Annotated in this window: 21 protein-coding genes; 12 read left to right on the forward strand and 9 right to left on the reverse strand. The window is 61.4% G+C overall.

Annotated elements, in window-relative coordinates:
* Nucleotides 1-227: 227 nt before the first annotated feature.
* Nucleotides 228-1,199 carry an MBL fold metallo-hydrolase gene (locus tag ABIE08_RS22850; protein WP_354554348.1) on the forward strand — a complete coding sequence of 324 codons (972 nt, stop codon included), beginning with the start codon at nucleotides 228-230 and terminating at the stop codon, nucleotides 1,197-1,199.
* Between the two features lie 44 nt (nucleotides 1,200-1,243).
* Here ABIE08_RS22850 and ABIE08_RS22855 read toward each other — a convergent pair whose 3' ends face one another.
* The 3 genes from ABIE08_RS22855 to ABIE08_RS22865 form a co-directional block, all read right to left on the reverse strand.
* The gene (locus ABIE08_RS22855) at nucleotides 1,244-1,483 is read right to left on the reverse strand and encodes a hypothetical protein (RefSeq protein ID WP_354554349.1); all 240 of its coding nucleotides are present in this window, start codon (nucleotides 1,481-1,483) and stop codon (nucleotides 1,244-1,246) included.
* Nucleotides 1,484-2,161: 678 nt separating this feature from the next.
* A complete protein-coding gene (locus tag ABIE08_RS22860) occupies nucleotides 2,162-2,434 on the reverse strand; it encodes a hypothetical protein (RefSeq protein ID WP_354554350.1) in 273 nt (90 codons plus the stop codon).
* Nucleotides 2,435-2,775: 341 nt separating this feature from the next.
* Entirely contained in the window at nucleotides 2,776-3,567 is a 792-nt protein-coding gene (locus ABIE08_RS22865) for an SDR family NAD(P)-dependent oxidoreductase (RefSeq protein ID WP_354554352.1), read from the reverse strand.
* Between the two features lie 334 nt (nucleotides 3,568-3,901).
* Here ABIE08_RS22865 and ABIE08_RS22870 point away from each other — a divergent pair, with 334 nt between their 5' ends.
* From ABIE08_RS22870 to ABIE08_RS22910, 9 genes are all read left to right on the forward strand, one after another.
* Complete coding sequence (locus ABIE08_RS22870) at nucleotides 3,902-4,231, forward strand: SH3-like domain-containing protein (protein WP_354554353.1); 330 nt, start codon at nucleotides 3,902-3,904, stop codon at nucleotides 4,229-4,231.
* Nucleotides 4,231-4,905 carry a nitrile hydratase subunit alpha gene (locus ABIE08_RS22875; protein ID WP_354554354.1) on the forward strand — a complete coding sequence of 225 codons (675 nt, stop codon included), beginning with the start codon at nucleotides 4,231-4,233 and terminating at the stop codon, nucleotides 4,903-4,905. Before ABIE08_RS22870 ends, ABIE08_RS22875 begins: the two co-directional genes overlap by 1 nt.
* On the forward strand, nucleotides 4,902-5,243 hold the full coding sequence (locus tag ABIE08_RS22880) for a nitrile hydratase (protein ID WP_354554355.1): 342 nt from the start codon (nucleotides 4,902-4,904) through the stop codon (nucleotides 5,241-5,243). Before ABIE08_RS22875 ends, ABIE08_RS22880 begins: the two co-directional genes overlap by 4 nt.
* Nucleotides 5,244-5,281: 38 nt before the next feature.
* Nucleotides 5,282-5,944: an aquaporin gene (locus ABIE08_RS22885; RefSeq protein WP_354554357.1), complete on the forward strand. Its 663-nt coding sequence runs from the start codon at nucleotides 5,282-5,284 to the stop codon at nucleotides 5,942-5,944.
* 149 nt (nucleotides 5,945-6,093) lie between these two features.
* Complete coding sequence (locus ABIE08_RS22890) at nucleotides 6,094-6,441, forward strand: carboxymuconolactone decarboxylase family protein (RefSeq protein WP_354554358.1); 348 nt, start codon at nucleotides 6,094-6,096, stop codon at nucleotides 6,439-6,441.
* Nucleotides 6,442-6,927: 486 nt separating this feature from the next.
* Nucleotides 6,928-7,854, forward strand: coding sequence for an alpha/beta fold hydrolase (locus tag ABIE08_RS22895; RefSeq protein ID WP_354554359.1), 927 nt, complete (start codon nucleotides 6,928-6,930; stop codon nucleotides 7,852-7,854).
* Nucleotides 7,855-8,000: 146 nt separating this feature from the next.
* Nucleotides 8,001-8,831 (forward strand): alpha/beta fold hydrolase, encoded by an 831-nt coding sequence (locus tag ABIE08_RS22900; RefSeq protein WP_396309399.1) that lies wholly within the window; start codon nucleotides 8,001-8,003, stop codon nucleotides 8,829-8,831.
* 202 nt (nucleotides 8,832-9,033) lie between these two features.
* Entirely contained in the window at nucleotides 9,034-10,977 is a 1,944-nt protein-coding gene (locus tag ABIE08_RS22905; RefSeq protein WP_354554362.1) for a PAS domain-containing sensor histidine kinase, read from the forward strand.
* Between the two features lie 259 nt (nucleotides 10,978-11,236).
* Nucleotides 11,237-11,902: a response regulator transcription factor gene (locus ABIE08_RS22910; protein WP_396309400.1), complete on the forward strand. Its 666-nt coding sequence runs from the start codon at nucleotides 11,237-11,239 to the stop codon at nucleotides 11,900-11,902.
* A gap of 202 nt (nucleotides 11,903-12,104) precedes the next feature.
* Here the strand turns inward: ABIE08_RS22910 and ABIE08_RS22915 are convergent, their stop codons facing one another.
* Nucleotides 12,105-12,782 carry an energy-coupling factor ABC transporter permease gene (locus tag ABIE08_RS22915; protein WP_354554363.1) on the reverse strand — a complete coding sequence of 226 codons (678 nt, stop codon included), beginning with the start codon at nucleotides 12,780-12,782 and terminating at the stop codon, nucleotides 12,105-12,107.
* A 432-nt stretch (nucleotides 12,783-13,214) separates the two neighbouring features.
* A complete protein-coding gene (locus tag ABIE08_RS22920) occupies nucleotides 13,215-15,587 on the reverse strand; it encodes a PAS domain-containing protein (RefSeq protein WP_354554364.1) in 2,373 nt (790 codons plus the stop codon).
* A gap of 522 nt (nucleotides 15,588-16,109) precedes the next feature.
* On the opposite strand from ABIE08_RS22920, the gene ABIE08_RS22925 reads away from it, so the two are divergent.
* On the forward strand, nucleotides 16,110-16,526 hold the full coding sequence (locus ABIE08_RS22925; RefSeq protein WP_354554366.1) for a response regulator: 417 nt from the start codon (nucleotides 16,110-16,112) through the stop codon (nucleotides 16,524-16,526).
* A gap of 374 nt (nucleotides 16,527-16,900) precedes the next feature.
* Here the strand turns inward: ABIE08_RS22925 and ABIE08_RS22930 are convergent, their stop codons facing one another.
* Complete coding sequence (locus ABIE08_RS22930; protein WP_354554391.1) at nucleotides 16,901-17,869, reverse strand: oxidoreductase; 969 nt, start codon at nucleotides 17,867-17,869, stop codon at nucleotides 16,901-16,903.
* Nucleotides 17,870-17,947: 78 nt separating this feature from the next.
* On the opposite strand from ABIE08_RS22930, the gene ABIE08_RS22935 reads away from it, so the two are divergent.
* Entirely contained in the window at nucleotides 17,948-18,901 is a 954-nt protein-coding gene (locus ABIE08_RS22935; RefSeq protein ID WP_354554367.1) for an AraC family transcriptional regulator, read from the forward strand.
* A gap of 19 nt (nucleotides 18,902-18,920) precedes the next feature.
* Here the strand turns inward: ABIE08_RS22935 and ABIE08_RS22940 are convergent, their stop codons facing one another.
* The 3 genes from ABIE08_RS22940 to ABIE08_RS22950 are packed head-to-tail and all read right to left on the reverse strand — an operon-like array spanning nucleotide 18,921 to nucleotide 21,001.
* The gene (locus tag ABIE08_RS22940; protein WP_354554368.1) at nucleotides 18,921-19,784 is read right to left on the reverse strand and encodes a sigma-70 family RNA polymerase sigma factor; all 864 of its coding nucleotides are present in this window, start codon (nucleotides 19,782-19,784) and stop codon (nucleotides 18,921-18,923) included.
* Nucleotides 19,774-20,238, reverse strand: a complete 465-nt coding sequence (locus tag ABIE08_RS22945) for a carboxymuconolactone decarboxylase family protein (protein WP_354554369.1) — start codon at nucleotides 20,236-20,238, stop codon at nucleotides 19,774-19,776. Before ABIE08_RS22945 ends, ABIE08_RS22940 begins: the two co-directional genes overlap by 11 nt.
* 10 nt (nucleotides 20,239-20,248) lie before the next feature.
* Nucleotides 20,249-21,001: an SDR family oxidoreductase gene (locus ABIE08_RS22950; protein ID WP_354554371.1), complete on the reverse strand. Its 753-nt coding sequence runs from the start codon at nucleotides 20,999-21,001 to the stop codon at nucleotides 20,249-20,251.
* Between the last annotated feature and the right edge of the window lie 174 nt (nucleotides 21,002-21,175).

Here is a 21,175-nt window from a genome sequence, read left to right on the forward strand (position 1 = left end):
AAAAGCTGGCTGGTCGCAGCTAATTCCTCGCCACGCCACAGACGTCTCCCAGGAGGCATGTATACGTAGTTATAAGGTAATAACTATCTAATTCTGTCTACCAAGTCATCTCAAGTTTCGCGAAAATGCGTTCATTCGACATAGATCCAAAGAAATATGGATCTGAATTTGTCGGATATGACTTTCGAATCTTGTATTAATCGGATGACCTGGAGCATAGAGCTAAAATGAACGGACCATCAAACGGTAGACTGTCGCGTCGCCAGTTTTGTCTCTGCTGCGTTTCTGCCGGAGGCCTGGCGGCGACAGGGGCGTGGCTCTCTCCACGCCAAGCCTTCGCCGAAGCCCGCAATCTGGTCGACGGGTTCCGGGATGATGCAGCCAGGGCTCGCATCTCCGTCCACAAGTTGAGGCATGGCATCTCGGTGCTCGAAGGCTCCGGCGGCAATATTGCCGTTTTGACGGGAATGGACGGAAAGGTCTTCGTGGATGCAGGCATCACGGGTACACGGACCCGGATCCTCGACGCAGCGAACTCATTGAGCCGGGAACCGATCACGACTTTGATCAACACCCATTGGCATTTCGATCACACCGACGGGAACGAGTGGATCAGTTCGCAGGGCGCTTCCATCATCGCGCACCAAAATACCCAGAAGCACCTGCTCTCCGCCCAGCGGGTCGAGGATTGGGATTTCACTTTTCCCGCTTCGCCTCTTCCAGCGATTCCGACCAGGATATTCTCTGATAGCGAGCAGATCACGCTAAACAAGCAGAACATCGTGTTGCGGCACTACGGGCCGGCGCATACGGACAGCGACATATCGGTGGTCTTCTCCGAAGCAGATATTCTGCACTGCGGAGACACATTCTGGAACGGTCTATATCCTTTCATCGACTATTCGACCGGAGGCAACATCGATGGGATGATTGCGGCTGCCAACGCGAATGTTGCGTCGGCGGGCAAAGGAACCATCGTAATCCCTGGTCACGGTCCGTCGGCAGCGAGCAGGAGCGATCTTGTCGAATACCGGGACATGCTTACGGCCATTCGCGATAACGTCGCGGCGCTGAAGCAAAAGGGTCTGGACGTCGAACAAACGATAGCCGCGGCGCCCACGAAGAAATTCGATCCCAAATGGGGGAATGCGGTGATCTCGCCCGCCTTCTTCACGCGTCTTGTCTACGAAGGCGTATAGGCTGGAGCGCAACGGGAGCCGCGTGCCGCGCCGACACGGCGCGGCTACGGCGACAGAAACTCGATGGAGGCTTCCTCAGCGTTCGCGCCGAGCGAACCGGACACCAAGCGGGCGCTCTTGAGTTCTGGGACCATTCTCCTTGCCCCCGTCGCGGGCATGATTTGTTCGGTGCGGCTGACACCAACCTTGTCCTGGCGCAGGCCGGGCCGGGCGAACCGTCGCGCAAGGAGGCCCGCATAGGCGCACTGCCGTTTGCCCGATTCAAACCAACCTTCTTTGCGCAAATTTGCCGAGTCTCAGGTCGCCTTGGCGCTGTCTAGCGGAAGACCGGGATAGGCGGTGGTCGTACCGTTGTAAGGGGAGGTCCGGGATGGCTGCGTGGGGCGGAACTTCTGTGGCCACCGTGAGAGACCGGGAATCTGAAGCAAACGGCTTATCTGCCGCCTGAAAGGCCAAGCTTCCGCTGCTGTCCGGCTTTGCCTATGCGCCAGCGGGCACCGCGGGTCGAGCGGCCCGGTGAGGTGCTGGACTAGCGGTGCCGGGCGCTTGGGAAGCCGAGCTGAGGGCTTTGCTCGCTCTGGCTAGAGCCGGTTGTTGTCGCAGGCTCGCATGAGGCGGTCGCGGATCGGGAGCCTGCTGCCTTCCATACGTGTCGAGCCGGTCGCCGGGGCGCTGGCGACGGCGTTGCAAACCTTGCCGCCGCCGGACGCAATAGGCCGCCTAGAGCAGCACGCCGTGCGAGTGCCTCGTCTACCGAAGCTGGGCCGATGTGTTCCCACGGCAGGAATTTCTATTCGAATCTGGATCCGCCCGGCACATGGCCGGGACGAAACTCGCGCCGCTTGATCTCGACGACTTCAGCGGGTGTTGCCGGCAATCCGTGGGATACGCCGCCGCGCGTGAAATCTGGGCGCCGGGATGCGCTGCGGGCTGGTCACCCCGACCGCAGCGCATTCTCGCTATCAGTCGATATCGATGTCCCGCCGACGGGCGGGATGCGGATTATAGGCACCAATGCCTTTGGGGCCCTCGTAGGTGACGCCGATGCGCTGACCTGGAAGAATACCGTAGAGAACCGTCGCATTATCGAAGGTAAATGAGTGGCCAGACTGCAGAGACAGGGTGCCGTTACTCGTATTGACGGATTCCACGATTCCGACGATCTCTTCGGCAGCAACAGAAAGATTCGCACTTGCCAGAAATGCGACAGTGGAAATAAGGGCGATGGCCTTCATAATTTTTCCAATCTATTGAGGTTGATTTCTATCGATCATGTTATTCATGTTCGATGAGGCAATGATGATCTGAATCAAAAGTTCAGTATACTGATCTATGTCTTTCGAGAGACGGAGCTGAGTAGCGCCCGGTCGATACTTTGGTTTACCCTCGGCTGTGTCGCCGGGTCCGCTTGAGATCAACGCCTACGAGGGCTGTTGCTTCGCGCTTTCATCTCGCCAGCTTGATGACCCTGAAAGAGGAACAATTTGGTCGGCAAAGGTGAGCGTCGAATCATCTGTGCGCCGGGTGACGATGGAACTGGCCCGGTTCGACGCGTCAGCGCGGAGTGAGTGTGGGATCAGGCTGAAGCGATGTAGCGGGCGCCGGGTTTGGAATGAGCGAAATCGGCGGCTAGCCGCCGCCGTTGCGACTGAAATTCATCCCAGAGCGCGCCATCCTGCAGGGAGGGGATGGTGACCAATTCGCCCCGGTCGAAGCCGACAAGGGCGGCATCGACCATCTGTTCGGGGCTCATGGCTCGCGCGCTGCGGCCATAGTCGCCGTTGCCGGCGATGTCCCAGAATTCGGTCGCGGTCCCACCCGGCAGAACCGCCTGCACGCGGATCCCCTTCGCTCCCAGTTCGTGCTGCAGGGACTGGGAAAAGGCCAGAACGAAGGCCTTTGTGCCACCGTAGACGCCATTGAGAATCTCGGGAGCGACGGCCGCGATCGACGAAATGTTGATGATCGCGCCTTTGCCCCGTCCAACGAAGCCGGGCACAGCGGCGTTGGTTAGGCGCATCAAGGCCGTGACATTGAGATCAACCATCCGTTCCATTCGGTCGATATCAGACTCCATCAGCGGGGCGACGGCGCCGAAGCCGGCATTGTTGACCAGGAGCGTGAGCGCGGGATCACTTCGGATAAGACCTTCAACGCGGTGCAGGCTCGCGGCGTCCGTAAGATCCGCGGTGACGACGCGAACCAGCCGACCGGTCTCGTTCGTGATGCGCTTGGCTGCGACTTCGAGGCGGTCGGTGTTGCGCGCGACGAGCGTGAGGTCGAACCCCCTTCGTGCGAGCCGATCGGCGTAAACAGCGCCGATCCCGCTGGAGGCGCCGGTGACAAGCGCAGTTCCCTGGTTGGACATAGCAGTCTTCCTTTTTTGAGGGTGGGATGGCCTCAGTGGGCCATCGCCACACTCATCATCCGTCGCTCCCCTGGTCGAGCCGTCCTTCGGTATTGCCCTTCCCAGACGGATGGCGGGTGTGGAGCGTGCCTCGCAGGCTCATCGCGTGTGTTCGGAGGGGCATTTTCCGGATGCCAATCCGGCGCCCCTACCAAGGTCTGCTGTCGTCGATAACAGCGTTCACTGGGCATGCGCGACGGCGGATCGCAGACTCGGTCGGGTAGCTGCAAGCTCGACCCTGACGCCGCTTGCACCGGGAGCTTGAACCGCGATCAGGGACTTTAGGAGAACAGAAATGCTGTTACCCGCACTGGAACGGCTTGTTCCGGCCGTTGGCGATCATCCCTCATTCGAGGTCGGAGAGGAGGTACGCGTACTCGATCGAAATCCGATCGGCCATTACCGCGTGCCGACCTATCTCCGGGGTGCCCAGGCGACCGTCGTGCGCATTATCCGGCCTGCCATGATCGACAACGAGCAGGAGGGATATGGGCGCAATGCAGGTGACCGCCGCCACTACTACCGCATAGCTGTCCCGCTCGTGCGCCTTTGGCCTCAATACGTCGGCTCCCCCAGCGATGAACTGCGGATTGAGGTTTTCGAAACCTGGTTGGAGCGTCTGTAATGTCTGAGCCCCATGACCACGACCATGGCCACGACCATGATCACTCCCACGACGATCATTCTCATGAAGCCCTCGATGCAGGGTCGGTACCGGGATACTACGAGGTGATGGAGACGGCGATGCGGGAACTCCTGATCGCCAAGGGCATCATTTCTGCCAACGATATCCGTCACCAGATCGAGGTACTGGATTCCCGCACCCCGGCACTGGGCGCGGCGGTGGTTGCAAGGGCCTGGAGCGATGCTTCGTTCCGCGCGCGACTTCTTGCCGACGGTCGTGCCGGATGTGAGGAACTCGGCATCAGCTTCTATGATGATACGCAGTTGATCGTGCTGGAGAACACCCATCAGGTCCATAACCTGATCGTCTGCACGCTCTGCTCCTGCTATCCGCGTCCTGTCCTCGGCCTGCCGCCGGATTGGTACAAGCTCAAACCCTATCGGGCCCGAGCGGTGAGCGAGCCGCGCCTCGTCCTGTCCGAGTTCGGTACGTTCATCCCCGACGACGTCGAGATCAGGGTCAGCGACTCCACTGCCGTAATCCGGTACCTCGTCCTGCCGATGCGCCCGCCAGGCACGGATGGTTGGTCGGAGGAGCAACTCGCCGCGATTGTCACGCGCGACGCCATGATCGGTGTCATCCCCGTCACCCTGCCCGTGGAGAGCCTTCGATGAGCACCGAGGATTTTGTAAGTCGACTTCCCAACGATATCGGCGGCTTCGAGGCTGGTTCCGTCCTGCGGGTCGAGCATGCGCTCGAACCCTGGGAGAAGCGCTGCCATGCACTCGCCGACGTGCTGGACTTCAGGAAGATCATCAACACCGAGGAGAAGCGCAAGGGCGTCGAGGCGCTCGGCGAAGCCTTGATCGGCAAGCTCCCATACTACGAGCGGTGGATCGTCGCCTTCGCCAATATCGCTTTCACCAAGGGAATCCTGACACCGACAGAGCTTGCCGAGAAAATGGCCGAAGTCGAGGCCCGGCACCCTGCAAGTCGGGGCGCAGCAAGTTGAGTGCCCAGGCGACTTGCTTCCAAGAAGCGGACCCGAGCGTGGCTCTCCATCGGAGAGCCACTGCGGAGGGGGTGGGCACGCTGCTGCTTGTCCTGGCAGCCAGCGCCGGCGGCATCGCCGCCCAGAAAAGCTACGGCGTCGAGCCCGGTCTGGTGCGGCTTACTCTGGCGTTGGTGCTCGCGGGGGCGCTGGTCTCTTTGATCGTGGCGTTCGGGCATGTGTCGGGCGGCCACTTCAATCCCCTTATCACGGCACTTCAGTGGCTTGCCCGCGAACGTTCCGGAACCTGCGCACTTGCCTATGTGCTCGCCCAACTGGGGGGCGGCCTAGCCGGCGGCGCGATCGGAGCCTGGCTCTGGCACGCGACGTCGAAACCGGTGGCCGGATTGCGCTGGGAAGGATTTGCCAGCGAGACGGTAGCGAGCGCGGGCCTCATGCTGGTCGTCTTCGGCTGCATGCGCGGCAGTCGAACGGAAACCGGGCCGTTTGCCGTCGGCGCCTGGCTTTTGGCGGCGATTTTGGCGACGCCGACCACTTCCTATGCCAATCCTGCGGTCGTGCTCGGCGCGCTGGTATCCGCCGGCCCCGTATCGCTCGGTCTGTCATCTGCCCTGCCATTTATCCTGGCCCAGATGCTCGGCGCACTTGGTGCGTTTGCGCTGGTCGCCGTGATCTTTCCCAAGGCGCCCCGCCGAACCTGATTGCGTCCGCGCCCGCCGACAAACCTGCATGTCCTGGTTTCGTAAACGCGCAACGCGGTCGACGCGTCGGCTTTCGGCTGATCGCGTCGCTGCTTTCCAACCCTCGTCCGCGCCATTCCGGCCCGGAACCTTCTAGGAGCACACGAGAAATGCATATGATCGATTGGAATGGCTATCGTCAGCAGGTACTGGCAGGAGTAGGTGGGCTCGGCAAGATTACGCCTGACACCACGCGCGGCTACGCGATGCTCGGCGGCGCCGGTGCAAAGACAGGCCATCTCGACGCCAAGACGCGCGAACTCATAGCGCTCGCCTGTGCCGTCACCCTACGCTGTGACGGCTGCATAACAGTCCATATCAAGGCGGCCATCGGCTACGGCGCGACCAAAGAGGAAATTGCCGAGGCGCTGGGCGTCGCCATCAGCCTGAACGCCGGCGCAGCTCTTGTCTATTCGACCCGTGCAATGGACGCATTCGACGCGCTCGACGAGGCGTGAACCGTCCGGCGCCGTGACTCCAAGAACGTCGTCCTTGATCAAAGGGGGCACGTCGCCCTTATAAGTTCAGCCCGGAATTCAGCGCCGCTTGGCTGCCGCGTACGCGGTGCCCTTCCGGTGGCGCACGCATCGACGCGATCACCTCGTGCCGATGCGGTTCCTTGCGCGGCGCGGGATCTTCTCCCAAAGCTGGAGCCAGCGCACAAGGCCTCGGCCCTTTGGATCTCCACTTCCGGGTTGGCATTGTGCCGTGTCCCGGCGCCCCGATCCACAGCATAGCTCCCCTGCCAGTCGCTTTCACTCGCGCCCTCATCACCAGCGCTGCCCGGCTTCCCAGCGGACCTGTTTCCGTCATCGCCGGATTGAGCCGCGAGCAGGCCGCAATTGGCTCAACCCGGCCGATTTTTCGGGGAGCCCCCTACCTTCGTGTGGGGGGCAGCCGCACCCCGTATGATGGTGGAGCCCCCCTCAAAACACGACACTCGCATGGTCTTCGCCGGCATGCGCTGGCATCCCCAGGCACTAGCAAAGGAACGCTGGATGGACAGTCCTCACAAGTTGATCGACACGATCCATGGAAGGTTAGCCTATCGCGATGACGGTAGAGGGGGGGAGCTTCCCCTCGTGATATTGCAGCGGTTTCGCGGAACAATGGACGACTGGGATCCGGCTTTCCTCACGCCGCTCGGCGCGCACCGCCGCATCATCCGGCTCGACAATGCCGGCATCGGAGGATCGGGCGGCAGAGTGCCGGATACCCTCGATGGGATGGCTGAGGTCGTGCTCGCGTTCCTCGATGCTTTGGGGCTTGAGCAGGTTGACCTGCTGGGCTGGTCGCTCGGCGGCTTCGTGGCACAGCATGTCGCGCTAGCCGCGCCGCACCGGATCCGACGCCTTGTGATCGCAGGGTCTGGTCCCGGGGGCGTAAGCGAGGGTCCTCAGCCGGATCCGCGTGTTAGGGACGTGATGGCTCACGCGGAGAACGGAGACGAAGACTTTCTGTTCCTGTTCTTCGCCCCCAGCGCCGCCAGCAGGGCAGCCGGCATCGCTTCACTCGAGCGTCTCGCGGCCGTCCCGGATCGCGTCCCAAAAGTGTCTTCAATCGGCTTTACCGGCCAATTGAGGGCGATCGGTGCCTCGAAAGAGGTTCGCAGCCGGCTTGGGGAACTCTCGATGCCGATCCTGGTCGCCAATGGCATCCAGGATGTCATGATCCCCGCCTACCGCTCCTATGTCATCGCGCAGGAAGCGCCGAACGCGAAGCTCGTTCTGTACCCGAACTCCGGTCACGGCTTCCTGTTTCAATACCCGGATGATTTTGCCGGAGAAGTGAACCGCTTTCTCGATCAGCCGGAACGGTCGCTGGCAGCCTTTGCCAACTCACCACTCCCCGCAGAAGGACGTTCAAGATGATTTCCGATTTGAATGGGCGGGGCCTCGACATGACGCGCCGCGACATGATGGCAGGTCTGCTCGCCGCCAGCGCCAGTGCGGCCGCTTTTCCTAGCCTCGCCTCTGCATCGACACTCACCAAAACACATCAGGACGGAGAGAATACCATGACCTTTTTCAAGACCAAGTCTGGCATCGAGCTCTTCTACAAGGACTGGGGTCCCAAAGAAGCGCAGCCGATCGTGTTCCATCACGGCTGGCCGCTTTCGGCGGACGATTGGGATAACCAGATGCTGTATTTTCTCGACAAGGGCTTTCGGGTCATCGCCCATGACCGACGCGGCCACGGGCGCTCCACCCAGACGGATAGCGGCAACGACATGGACCATTATGCGTCCGATGTCGCCGAACTGACCGACGCACTCGACCTCAAGAACGCCATCCATATCGGACACTCGACGGGCGGCGGCGAAGCCGCGCGCTATGTCGCGCGCGCGAAGCCCGGGCGCGTGGCCAAGGCGGTGCTCGTAAGCGCCATTCCCCCGATCATGGTCAAAACCACCGCCAACCCTGGAGGCACGCCGATCGAGGTGTTCGACGGCTATCGCGCCGCACTGGCTGCCAATCGGGCTCAGTTGTGGCTGGATATCGCGAGCGGCCCATTCTACGGCTTCAACCGTCCCGGGGCGAAGGTTCTGCCGGGGACCATCCAGAATTGGTGGCGTCAGGGCATGATCGGTGGGGCCAAGGCCCACTACGACTGCATCAAGGCGTTTTCGGAAACCGATCAGACCGAAGATCTCAAGCAGATCAAGGTGCCGACGCTTGTCCTGCATGGCGATGATGATCAGATCGTCCCGATCGCGGACGCAGCACTGTTGTCGGTGAAACTGCTGAAAAATGGTGAGCTTAAGGTCTACAAGGGCTTTCCGCATGGAATGCTGACAACCCATGCCGACGTCCTGAACCCTGACATCCTGGCCTTTATCAAGGCCTGACGCAGAACAAGGGAACGGCGGCCTGACGCCGTTCCCTTCACACAGGATCGGGCAAAAAGCCTGTAGCGTCGCATAGAACAGAGAGTGCTGGCCGTTTTGACCCCGCCGGCCTACTTTGGCTCGGCAAGGTAGTACATGACTGTACGCAATCGGGGCCGCACACGTGAAAATGAAGGCAAGAGGAGGCAGGTGGTGGGGAACTGTGGCCGCCGCCAGCCTGGCCTGCGTGATCTTCGCAATCGATTTGCGTCACGGCGTCGATTCGTCAGTCGCGGTTCTCTATGCGTTGGTGGTTGTCCTGGGCTCGATGGGGACAGTCCAGCGAGTCACCTGGTCTTGGGCGGGCATTTGCGCCGTGCTCGCCGGGGCGTCCTATGCCTGGGCTTACAAGGATGCTCCCGACTTCACGAGTACCTACAAGCTGGCCTTCGCGCTCGTGGCGATCGCGATCACGGCATCTCTCGTGACGAGCCGGAAGCGCCTTGTGCTGGCTCAAGTCAAACTCGAGGACAGTCGCCGTGAGCAACGCATTCTCGCCGATTCTGTCCCACAGATTCTGTGGGGGACAGATGCATCGGGACAGTGCAACTTTCTCAACGCCCGCTATGCCGAATACACCGGCATTAGCGTCGATGATGCCGTTCGAGCCAATTCCTGGGTGGAGCCAGTCCATCCAGAGGACCGTCCGGGCATGCTCAGGCTTTGGCTTGCGGCGCGGGCAAGCGGAAACGAGTTCCGAGCGCACTGCCGCGTCAGGCATCGGGATGGAACCTATCGCTGGATGCATTCTATCGGGCGCCCAGTCCGATCGCCGGAGACCGGGGAAATCGTTCGTTGGATGGGCGGCCTCTCGGATGTCGATGACGAATTCAAAGCTCAAAAGAGAATTCAGAAGCTGAATCGCGAACTTGAGGACCTGGTCGCTCAGCGAACGGTCGAACTCCAGGAAACGCGTTGGCGCTTTCGCAGTCTCTACGAGGACCCCAATATCTTCGTCGCCGAACAGAACTGGAGCGAATCCGGGGCCATCCTGGACGACCTCAGGGCCAAGGGCGTGACCAATCTGCGGTCCTATCTGCTGGGAAATCCGGAGGTGCTGCAGGCTTGTCTCGCCGGCGTCCGGACCGTGGATGTGAACGACGCCATTTGGCGGAAGCTGGGTTACGAGTCGAAGGCTGATCTGGTTACAAAGGCGCCTAGGGACGGCGTCGTCGATGCCGTTGCAGCCTTGCTTCCCCAACTCGAGGCGCTCTTCGAGGGGCGGGACTATGTAACGTCGACGACGGCGCTCGTGCGGGCAGACGGTGGGCGGATGCCGGTCATCTTCGCTGTCAATCTCATGCCCGACGGTACCGCCTATGCAACCCTCTTCGATATTACGGATCGGGAGGCTGCCAGCGAACTCATGGCCGCTGCTCAGCAGGAACTGGCCCGCGCAAACAGGGTTGCGACCGTCGGTGCTCTGTCGATTTCGATTGCCCACGAACTTAACCAACCAATCGCATCGATATCCGTTGATATCGAAACCGGACTCCGGATGTTGGCCAAGGACGAACCTGACTACGACATGGTGGCCCGTATCTTGGCCCGGCTGCGTCGCAATGCGGGCAGGCTTGCGAGCATCGTTCAGCAGACTCGCGATCAGATTACCAACCACCAGCGTAGGCTCGAACTGGTGGATCTGACGGCGCTCACAGAAGAAACGCGGCTGCTGCTCGAGCGGGAAGTCGTTGCCCGCCGCGCCGTGGTAAAGATACGGGCAGCTTCATCCGTGCCACGTGTTTTGGTGGATCGCATCGCGCTGCAGCAGGTTCTCGTCAATCTGATCGTCAATGCTCTTGATGCTCTGGCGGCTGTGCCCGAGCAGAAGCGCAACGTGGAAGTGTCTGTCGAGCCGGGGGAGGAAGGTCACGTCCGCGTTCGAGTGGCAGATACAGGGCCGGGCATTCACGATGACGTCCTTGCGAAGATCTTTACCCCATTCTTTACGACCAAGCCTGACGGCATTGGCATGGGACTTCAGATCTGCCGCACGACGGTAGAGAGGCTAGGCGGAGAGCTACACGTCACCAATTTGCCCGAGGGCGGGGCGTCGTTCGAGTTCACCTTGCCGGCTGCAGCTTCCGAGATGGCCGAGGCCTGCTAGCGGTACGTGAGCAGGCGCGGGCCGGCCAGACTACCAATAGTACCGGATAGCTTTGTAGGGGGCGCCGCAGGGTTCGGCAGGACCATAAACGCCAACAGCGCGCCACGGCAGTCGAGCCGTGCGACTACCAAGGTATAGGCCTCACACCGCCGCGGTATGGTGGATTGGCCATTGGCCGTTTGGTATGGAGGATGCAGCCAGAAACATCTTTCAGCCCACTGGCAATTCGAAATGGGCTTTCGTGCCAACCAACGGACGTATGCCAATGCAACGGCAGCTGGAAGCACCTTCAGAGGGCGGATCGATGTCAATCAGCAGTCCTCTCTTGCCGCTTGTCATTGTGGTTGACGACGATGCAGAACTGAGGGAGTCGCTCAAGGATCTGTTCACGTCAATCGGGATCGAGACGAAGGCTTACGCTTCAACGAGCGACCTCCTTGCCGCCGGACTTCCCGACCGGCCAAGTTGTTTGGTTCTCGATCTACGAATGCCGGGCACGAGCGGCCTGGAGTTGCAAACGCATCTTGCCAAGATTGGCGCGCGCATTCCCATCGTGTTCATTACAGGACATGGGGACGTGTCGACATCTGTCAGGGCCATGAAGGCAGGCGCTGTCGACTTCCTGCCAAAGCCATTCCGTGATCAGGAGCTTCTTGATGCCGTGACAACCGCTCTGCGCGCCGACGAGACGCGCCGAGTCGACGATCGGGAGGTCACCGAATTACGGGGGCTCGCTGCGCAACTGACGCCGCGCGAAATGGATGTCTTGCGCGGGGTGGGACGCGGCCTTCTCAACAAGCAGATCGCCTATGAGATGGGCGTGACGGAAATCACGGTGAAGATGCATCGAAGCAATGCCGGACGGAAACTGAAAGTCGTCTCGGTTGCTGACATGGTAAGAAAGATAAAGCTCCTCAACATGTGAGCTCCTGCCCGTCGTGATCTTGCGATTTCGCTGCCGAAAGCCAGTCTGAGGAATCTCAAGGAAGTTCAGCCGGGAGCAGCAACATTTCGCACGCGAAATGCGAAAAGAGGCCGCGAAGGAGAGTTCGCGGGCCTCTTCTATGGTCGAATTCTCCAAGAATGGCCTGTTGCCAACTTGGCGATCGGGCGGTCCCGTTTTGACGTCAAGCCGTCTCGTGGAGTCGACGATCGAACATCATACCGCTTCCCACGCCGGCCAGCGTCTTGGCAACGGCAAGGACCGCGAGGTCCACCAGCGGCTCAATAGCTATGACGAGCGCGTAGGCTCCTCCGAATAGGGCGACGGAGACGGTGTTCTCAATCGTGAAGCCCTGGCCATAGAAGGCCCAGAACGCGACCCAGGCAACGATACCCAGCTGATAGGTGGTCGAGAGTGCCAGCACCTGGTGATAGGTCAACCGCACATAGGGCGTGCCAGGCGCGATGATCATCGGGGCGATCGTCCGCAGCGCAAACAGCGGAACCAGAAGTGTCGTGATGTTCATTCCATATTGCGGCAGATCGAACGGGGCCACAGTCAATCCTTGAACGAGAAGACCGACTGCCAGGCCGATGGCTGCCGGAGCCGCCCCGAAGATCAGAAAAAGAGTCGAGCCGAGGATGAGATGAACCTCGGACACGCCGATTGCTACGTGAGGCAACACCTCAAAGAAGCAGAAGACGAGTGCAGCTGCCACCGCGCTACGCGCGGCCAATGACACGGCGCCGCGGTCATGAATCGCATTGGCTGCGAGCTTGAGCGTGTACCCACCGGCGCCTGCTGCGGTGGCGTAGCTGAGCCAGATCTTGGCTCCGTCTACGAGTCCGGGCTCGATATGCATGATTGTCTCCTTCTGCCGTATCGTTTGACGGCGCGGGTTGAATTTCGCTCGCCAAAAATACGCGGAGTCGGTTCGCTCCAGCCACAGCGCGAGTGTCTAGGCCGCCGCTGCTGATGCGCAGCTTGTGATCTACCTTGGTAGGGGAAGTATGCGTGGGCGCCGCGGCTCAGGCTGGATAGCCTTAGTCCGCGAAGGCCTCGGGATCGTACCGCCGTCGCCAACCGGTCTTTGCCACATGGCTCGCCGATCGTCCTCGCTGCCCGGCAGGGACCAGCCGCATAGGGCGAGCTGATTGCCAGCCCGCATTCATGGCCCATGGGAGCCGGCTAGGTTGAGCCGTGTCCGGCGATTTTGTCGGTCCCCATCGCGCTCCCTCGCCCGCCGGGCTCTGCTGTCCCCGGGGAACGCGCAGGAGGAACCCGGAAATCCGGTTCAGCCGTGCAGGCGGGTGCCTTCAGGCGCGAGCGGGAGATCGAACGTGAAAATGGCTCCCCCGCTCATCTGATTGGCAACGGTCAACTGTCCTCCCATGGCCTCCACGGCTGAACGACAGATCTGAAGACCCATGCCGATGCCGGTCGCCTTGGTCGTGAAGAATGGCTCGAACAGCTTCTCCAAATACTCTTCTGGAATGCCTGGCCCCGTGTCCGCAACTTTTACGCGAACCGCTGTTGCTTCCGCTGCTATCCTGAGTGTGATGCGACGCACCCCGGGCTGCCCCCGCATCGCATCGGCCGCATTGTTGATCAGGTTCACGAAGACCTGCTGCAGTTCGACAGGGTCGCCATTTATCATCGGCACCGCGTCTGCGCAGATGATCTCCAAGTCAACGTCCGACCGCTTGAGATCAAGGTCCAAGAGATCGCGGGTGTCGGAGATCAGCAGGGGAAGATTGATAGCCCTAGCTTGGCGTCGCCCTGCGACGATGTTCTCGCGGGTCCGCTGGACGATCCCGGCAACGCGCTGGGCGGTCTTTTCGACGCGCTGCAGGATGCGGCCGAGCGTCGCCAGGTCAGGGGTTTCGCGAGCGACGAGACGCAGTCCCGTTTGCGCGTCCATCAGCATTGAGGCGATAGGCTGGTTCAATTCGTGGGCGATCGACGCAGAGAAGGCGCCCACTGTTGCGACGCGGTTGGCGCGAGCCAGTTCCGCCTGCGCGGCTCGGCGCATCTCCTCGATCTTTTCCTGATCCGATAGATTGAGGTGGCTAGAAAGATGGAGCCCATCCGGAAGTCTGGTCACGGTGAAATAGACGGGGATCCGCTGGTCTCCCTTTCCGGTGAGCGTGGTCCGCCCGTCGATGTGATCGATGCCATAGAAGTACATTTCAAGTTGGCGAAGGAGCACCTCGGGACCATCGTCCGCATTCTGCTGGGGCGGATTCGCGACGAGTTCGGCGACACTCTCGAACCCCATCAGGCGCGCCAGGGCCTCGTTGACCCGGGTGGTGTGGATCGCATCCAGCGTCCGCGTCAGTTCATCTGGGTGCGCCATCATATAGGCGCGGAGATCGCTGACGCCGCTCGCCTTGATCTCGTCGAGAATTTTTCCCGCCGCACTAAAGTCCATTTCCGCGAAGGTTATGTTGCTTACGTCGAACAATCCGGCATAGCGGCGCTCGGTGCGCATTAGTTCGGTGGTCCGCTCCTCGACGCGTTGCTCGAGTGTTTCGTTGAGTTCGCGGACCTTTTGATGAGCGGTTACCTCGTCGTGAATGTCCGATACTCCGCCATAGTATCGGATCTCTTCCGCCCCCTCTGCTACGCGTACGGGGCGGCCTACGATCGACATCCACCGATAGCTTCCGTCAGCGTGTCTCAGGCGAAACGTATCGCGTAGCTCATCCCCGGAGGCGAACGATCTCCTCAGATTATCCAGATATGCCTCACGATCATCGGGATGGAAATCCTCGATCCAGTCCTGCTTTTCTATGACAGCGTGCAGGTCGCGGCCTGTGACCTGAGTGAATCGTTCATTGTAAAAGTCCACCCGCGCGTTTCGATCCGCTCGGAACAGAATTTGCGGCACCATATTGGTGAAGGTAACTAGTTCCGTCCGACTTTCTTCGAGTTCCGCTCGAACTTTCTGAAGTTCTTCTTTCGCGGTAACCTCGTCGTGCACATCCGAAAGTCCGCCGTAGCGCTCCACTTGTCCCGTCAGGGGAGACAGCACCGGATTGTCGTAAATCTGCATCCAGCGGTACCGACCGTCGACCTGACGTATTCGGACTTTGAGATTGGTTGTGGTCCGGCTCGCGACAGCGGCAGTGACGGTCTCGACAAGTACCGCCATATCCTCCGGATGGACCACATCATTGTAGCGCTGCCCTTCGAGCACCGTCCAACGGTCCAGCCCCGTTACAGCGGTCCAGCTTTCATTCAGATACTCGATCTCACCGCGAGGATTGGATCGCCATAAGACGTAGGGAACGGAATTGGCAAAAAGCTCTACTTGCGACCGACTGAGTTCAAGATCTTGTTTCGTCGCCTCGAGCCGCTTGCGGCTGATCAGCAACGCAGCTGTGACGAGGATCGCAATGCAGGCAAGCACACACCGCAGCGCGCTCGTTGGTGAGGGTTGATGAAGATTGTTCACTGCCCAGGCGCAGACGGCAAGTATCACGCATGCGCCTGCGGCGCGCCCCACCGCCTTTCCGCTGCCTACGGCAGAAACGAGCACCAAGACCGCCAGATACAGAATCGAGATCGAGAAATCGTATTCAGGGATGCTGTCTATCCAGAAGACGAGCGCCGCCAGGAGGCCGGCCGACGTTAAAAGCAGTGGTCTTCCCAGTTGCCGGGTCATGCCGCGCGAGCCCTTCGATCCGTCGTGTTCATAGCTGCCCCGCGGTAGATTATTGTCCGCTGGCCAAGTCATCCGGCCAGGACGTTGTATCGGGGTGATCCGCCCCAGAGCTCCCCGGCGCAAGCTAGCTGTCCAAAGCTGGCAGTTCCAGCCCGGCACAGGCGTGTCGACTGGCGTCGGTGGCGGGTGGCTGGCTGATGGGCATCGCCGTTACCCGCGTCGAGCGTGTCGACGCGCATTGCGGAACCTCGGCGAGAGCCTCGCCCTTAGAGCGATCGATGTAACAATGCCCGTCAGGATCTCTACTCTTGTACTGTTCGCCGACCGGCGGCTCGCACGTGTTTGCTGTTCAATCCTGACGTACAGCGATCCGGCTCAAATAAGCTGCGGCATCGTCAACCGTCCACCCCATACCGTGGTAGGGGATGCTATGCGGTAGAGATCCTGCGATGGAACCAGTGCGTGGAGTCGGCGATCTGCGTCGAATCGGCACCGCGGCGAGCCTACGATCGCGAAGGCCGAGTGAGCGGCATCCATGGCAAGTCAGTTGGAAAGCTAGAGTTCGTGTCTACCATACCTCCGAATTCGCCCCCTCTGATTGCGGTTGTCGACGACGACGACGATGTGCGGACGGCGCTGGATGACATGCTGAAGAGCCTGGGCTACGCCGCCCAGCTGTTTGAGACGGCTGACGCCTTTTTGTCGTCGGGTAGTGGCGGCGAGGTCGACTGCGTAATTAGCGACGTTCAAATGCCGGGAACAAGCGGGCTGCAGCTTGCCCGCGTCATGCAGTTGGCGAAGATGCCGGTCATTCTGATAACCGCATTTCCAACCCCAGAGGTAGAGCAGCAGGCTGAAGCCGCTGGCGTGCGGCGACTTCTGGTCAAGCCGTTCGATTCTAGCGACCTCATCGCCGAACTGGACCGCTTGCTCGCCTAGCCGCAGGACACTAGCGGCGCATGAATCACCGCGGCCCAAATCACCTCGGGCGTCCGTACGATTGTTAGGCCTTCGGAAAAATGCTCGACGTGGCTGGACGTAACCTGGTCGAATGCCTTCTGGGTGTAGGGCGCGGGTTTGTCAGCATAAGGGCACGTTGATTTAATCTCTGCATGATTGGCACCGGGGAGTGTTAGCCTGACCTTTTCCTGTATGAGGGTCAGCAGATCGCGCTGCAGGGTTGTCGCGCCGCACCATCGCCGCGTTTGCGGCGCGACGGCAAACACATTTACCGGTGCTTCGGTCGCCGCACGTAGCCCGCAGTCGAGAGCGTGCTGGAGCCGATTGATATTCTCGGCCGACAGCAGAGATTGTCAGGCTATCGATACGCCCGCCATGGCTTCCGAAATAAGCCATAGCCGCTCCGCCAAAACGGGATCAGCCGCCCATGGAGCAACGCCCTTGCGGCCGGCTTCGGCGGTGTTGATGGCGGCAATCTCGCAGTCTTCGCAATAGACTCCGCCAAGCCCCTGTAGCTGCGGGCTTGTAGCGGCCCAGACAGCTGTTGCTGCCGCCTGCTGGACCGTCTTCATGCCACGGGCCGGGTCGACGCGGAGATTGCCGTGTTCGTCGCGCGCGTCGAAGCCGGCAATCTCCTCTTCCGAGAGATGCCGCGCGAGGCCGGTCAGCACCTGGCCCGGATGCAGCGAGAAGGCCCGCACGCCCGCGGCTTGGCCCCGCTTGTCCAGCGAGAGGGCGAACAGCGCATTGGCGGTCTTGGACTGGCCGTAGGCCAGCCATTTGTCATAAGGACGTTCGAGGAAATCGATGTCGTCGAAATCGATTCCTGCGATCTGATGCCCGCGCGATGAGACGGCGATGACCCGGGCATCGCCATTGCGCATCAGCGCCGGCCAGAGTGCCGCGGTCAACCGGAAGTGACCCAGGTGATTGGTCGCAAACTGGTTTTCGTGGCCGTCGATATCGCGAGACAATGGAGCTGCCATGATGCCGGCCCCGTTGATCAGGATATCGATGGAACGGCCGCTTTCGACGACGCGCTGGCCGAAGGCGGCAACCGAGGCGGCATCCGCCAGGTCGAGCCGGTCGATCTCGACATTGGAAATTCCAGCGAGGGCGGCGGTGGCACGATCGGGGTCGCGCGCCGGAACGATCACCCGGGCACCGGCCCCGGCCAGTGCCCGCACGGTTTCGAGGCCGATGCCAGAATGGCCGCCGGTGACGATTGCCGTCTTGCCGGACAGGTCAATTCCGCTGACGATGTCCGCGGCAGTGCTGGCCGCGGAAAACGGCGATCCGATGGGATGTTGAAGCTGTGTCATGCTGATCTCCACTGGTAATGACCCTGCATATGATCTACCTACCCAGACAATCCAGTCGGCCAAATCCGGGATACTATCGTGATCGTCCAAATCATGCCCAGTGATGCCCTGTCGGCCATCCTCAATGCCATCAATGCGGTTGCGCTCTGCTCGATCAGCCTTCAGGCGGGCGGCGATTGGGGCATTCGATTTGCGGCACCGGCCAATATCAAGTTCAACGTGGTGCGCCATGGTGGCTGCTGGCTGCTCACGGCGGATCAAGCACCTGTGCAACTGGAGGCCGGCGACTGTTTCGTCGTCACCAATGGTGCCTTTGACCTGGCGAGCACCCCGGACGCGACGATGGTCGCGGCCCAGGATGTCTTCTCCGGCTCGGGCGTGGCGGCACAACTGGGCGAGGGCAACGACTTCGCCATCCTCGGTGGCAGCGTGCGGCTCGATACGATCGATGGCGTGGTGCTGTCCGATGCCCTGCCACGCATTCTGGTCATCAAGGGCGACGCGGCTGCGCCGATCGCCTGGCTGCTCGACCAGCTCGATCGCGAGTGGGATTCCGGCGCGCCCGGAGCGCAACTGATGTGCAATGACCTGCTGCGCCTGGCCTTCATCCACGTGCTACGCGCCCATCTGGCGCAGCGGGCTGCCAATGATACCGGCTGGTTGAGCGGCTTGACCGACCGTCACATTGCCCCGGTACTGCAGGCGGTACATGCCGAACCCGAACGCAACTGGACGCTCACCGAATTGTCGCGCCTTGCCGGCCAATCGCGGTCCAGCTTTGCCGCGCGGTTCAAGCAGCGCGTTGGCGTCGCGCCGCTGGACTATCTGACACGCTGGCGCATGCGCCTGGCGGCCGGCAAGCTGCGGCGTGGCGTCGAGCCGGTCTCCAGCATCGGCGCAACTCTCGGCTATCGCTCGGACAGCGCCTTCGGCGCCAGCTTCCACCGGATCTATGGAACGTCGCCGTCACGCTATCGAAAAGAACAGAAGGTCGGCTCCTCGGCCATCGAAGCTGATAGCGCGGGTCACTGAATGTCTGGCGAGGGATCGCTCAGCCGTCGACATGGGTGAGCTTGTCCGGATTGCGCATCATGTAGATGGCGGTGATCTTGCCGCCCTCTATGGCGAAGGCGGTGGTCTGCAGGATCGCGCCGCGTTCGCGGCTGACATAGCCGGGCAGGCCGTCGATCCAGGCCGGTCGGATGAACTGGGTCCAGTCGGGGCCGAGCTTGCGATGGAGCCCGCCATACATGCGCAGCACATGATCCATGCCGACAATCGGGCGCAGGAAAGCGAAGACCTTGCCGCCGCCATCGGAGTGCAGGACGACGTCATCGGCCAGAAGTGCCCGCAGCGCGGTGACATCGCCGGTGTGAGCGGCGGAAAAGAAAGCCTGGGCGATGCGATCACCATCCTCGCGGGCGACGGGAAAGCGCGGGCGGGCCTCCTGCACGTGCTTTCGGGCGCGGGAGGCGAGCTGGCGCACGGCGGGCGCGTCACGGCCCAGCGTGGTGGCGATCTCGTCGAGCGGTTGGCCAAAGACATCGTGCAGCAGGAAGGCGGCCCGTTCCAAGGGCGAAAGGCGCTCAAGCGCGAGCATGAGCGTCATGGTCAGTTCGTCGGTATCGATGCCGGGCTCGTCCGGTTCGAGGATCGGCTCGGGAAGCCAACTGCCGACATAGAGCTCGCGCCGCGCGCGAGCCGATTTCATTTCATCGAGGCACAGTCGGGTGACGATGCAGGCGAGAAAAGCGCCGACATTGGTGACCGCGGACTGATCCGTATTGGACCAGCGCAGCCAGGCATCCTGCACGATGTCCTCGGCGGCGGCGCGGCCGCCGAGCATCCGATAGCCGAGACGGACCAGCCGGCGCCGGTGCGTCTCGAAGACGTCCGAAGCCTGGTCAGGCGTCATAGCCGCCCTCGGGGAATGGAGGGGGCACGGCAAAGCCGACCTGCAGGCGGTTCCACAGATTGATGGCGCCGATGGCAAGGGTCAGGTTGACCTGTTCCTGCGGCGTGAAGGCGGCTTCGAGGATTTCGTACTCGGCCTCGTCGACATCGGTTTCCGACAGCCGGGTCAAGGTCTCCGTCCAGCCAAGGGCCGCGCGTTCGCGCGCTGTGTAGTGGGGCGCCTCGCGCCATGCGTCCAGCAGGTAGAGTCGCATTTCGCTTTCACCGGACTTGCGCAGGGATGTGGCGTGCAGATGGATGCAATAGGCGCAACCATTGATCTGGGAAGCGCGCAGCTTGACCAGTTCCAGGAGGGTAGCTTCCAGAGTACTGGCCCTGAGGGCCGCTTCAAGCGCCATGATGGCCTTGATGGCGGCCGGTGCTTTGTCGAGGTGATCGTCCAGTCTGGCCTTCATCGAGCTCTCCTCAACGCGGGGGCTGGCTGGCGAGCCAGTTGGCATAGCCGACGGTGCCGAGGCGGGCCGAGCCGCGCGGCAGCAGCGTGTCATCGTTCAGAGGGGCTCCGAAATAGAGCGCTTCCGGCGTGCCGATGACGGCGCGGGTATCGCCGATATCGCGCAGATACTGGGCCAGCAGATCGGACATGCGGACTTTTTCGGGGCCGGCGATTTCGAGCGTGCCGTTGAGCGGGGCGGCGAGCGCGACATCCGCCATGACGGCGGCCACGTCGGGCGAGGCGATCGGCTGGATGAAGGCCGTCGAGAGGGTGATCGTGCCTTCAGCGCCGGCCGACTTGGCTATGCCGCCGAGGAACTCATAGAACTGCGTGGAATGCACGATCGTATAGGGAATGGGCGAGGCCTTGATCAGGGCTTCCTGCGCCTGCTTGCCGCGGAAATAGCCGCTTTCGGACAGATCCTGCGTGCCGACCACCGAGAGCGCGACGTGATGGCGAACGCTGGCGGCGGCTTCAGCGGCAAGCAGGTTGGGCCCGGCGGTCTGGAAGAACTCGAGTACAGCGGCATCTTCGAAGGACGGCGAATTGGCGAGGTCGAGCACCACGTCGACACCAATCATGGCCTCAGCCAGGCCCTCGCCGGTGATCGTATTGACGCCCGAACTGGGCGAGGCGGCGATAACCTCATGGCCGCGGTCGAGAAGTATGCGCACGGTCTTGGAGCCGATGAGGCCGGTGCCGCCGATGACGAGGATCTTCATGGTTCTTGCCCTTTGCTCGAGACGCTGTGCCGCGATTGGCGACGTCTTCAGGAGCAAGACGAGATGGCCTGGGGCGGATGTGACACGGGGGTCGAAAAAGATTCTGCCCGCTGCATGTCACACCGTCCGCATGGGTCTCGTCTTGGATGCATCAACCTTGAGTTCGGGGCATCC

Origin of the sequence: Kaistia defluvii, from assembly GCF_040548815.1 — a bacterium.
Classification (GTDB): Bacteria; Pseudomonadota; Alphaproteobacteria; order Rhizobiales; family Kaistiaceae; genus Kaistia; species Kaistia defluvii_A.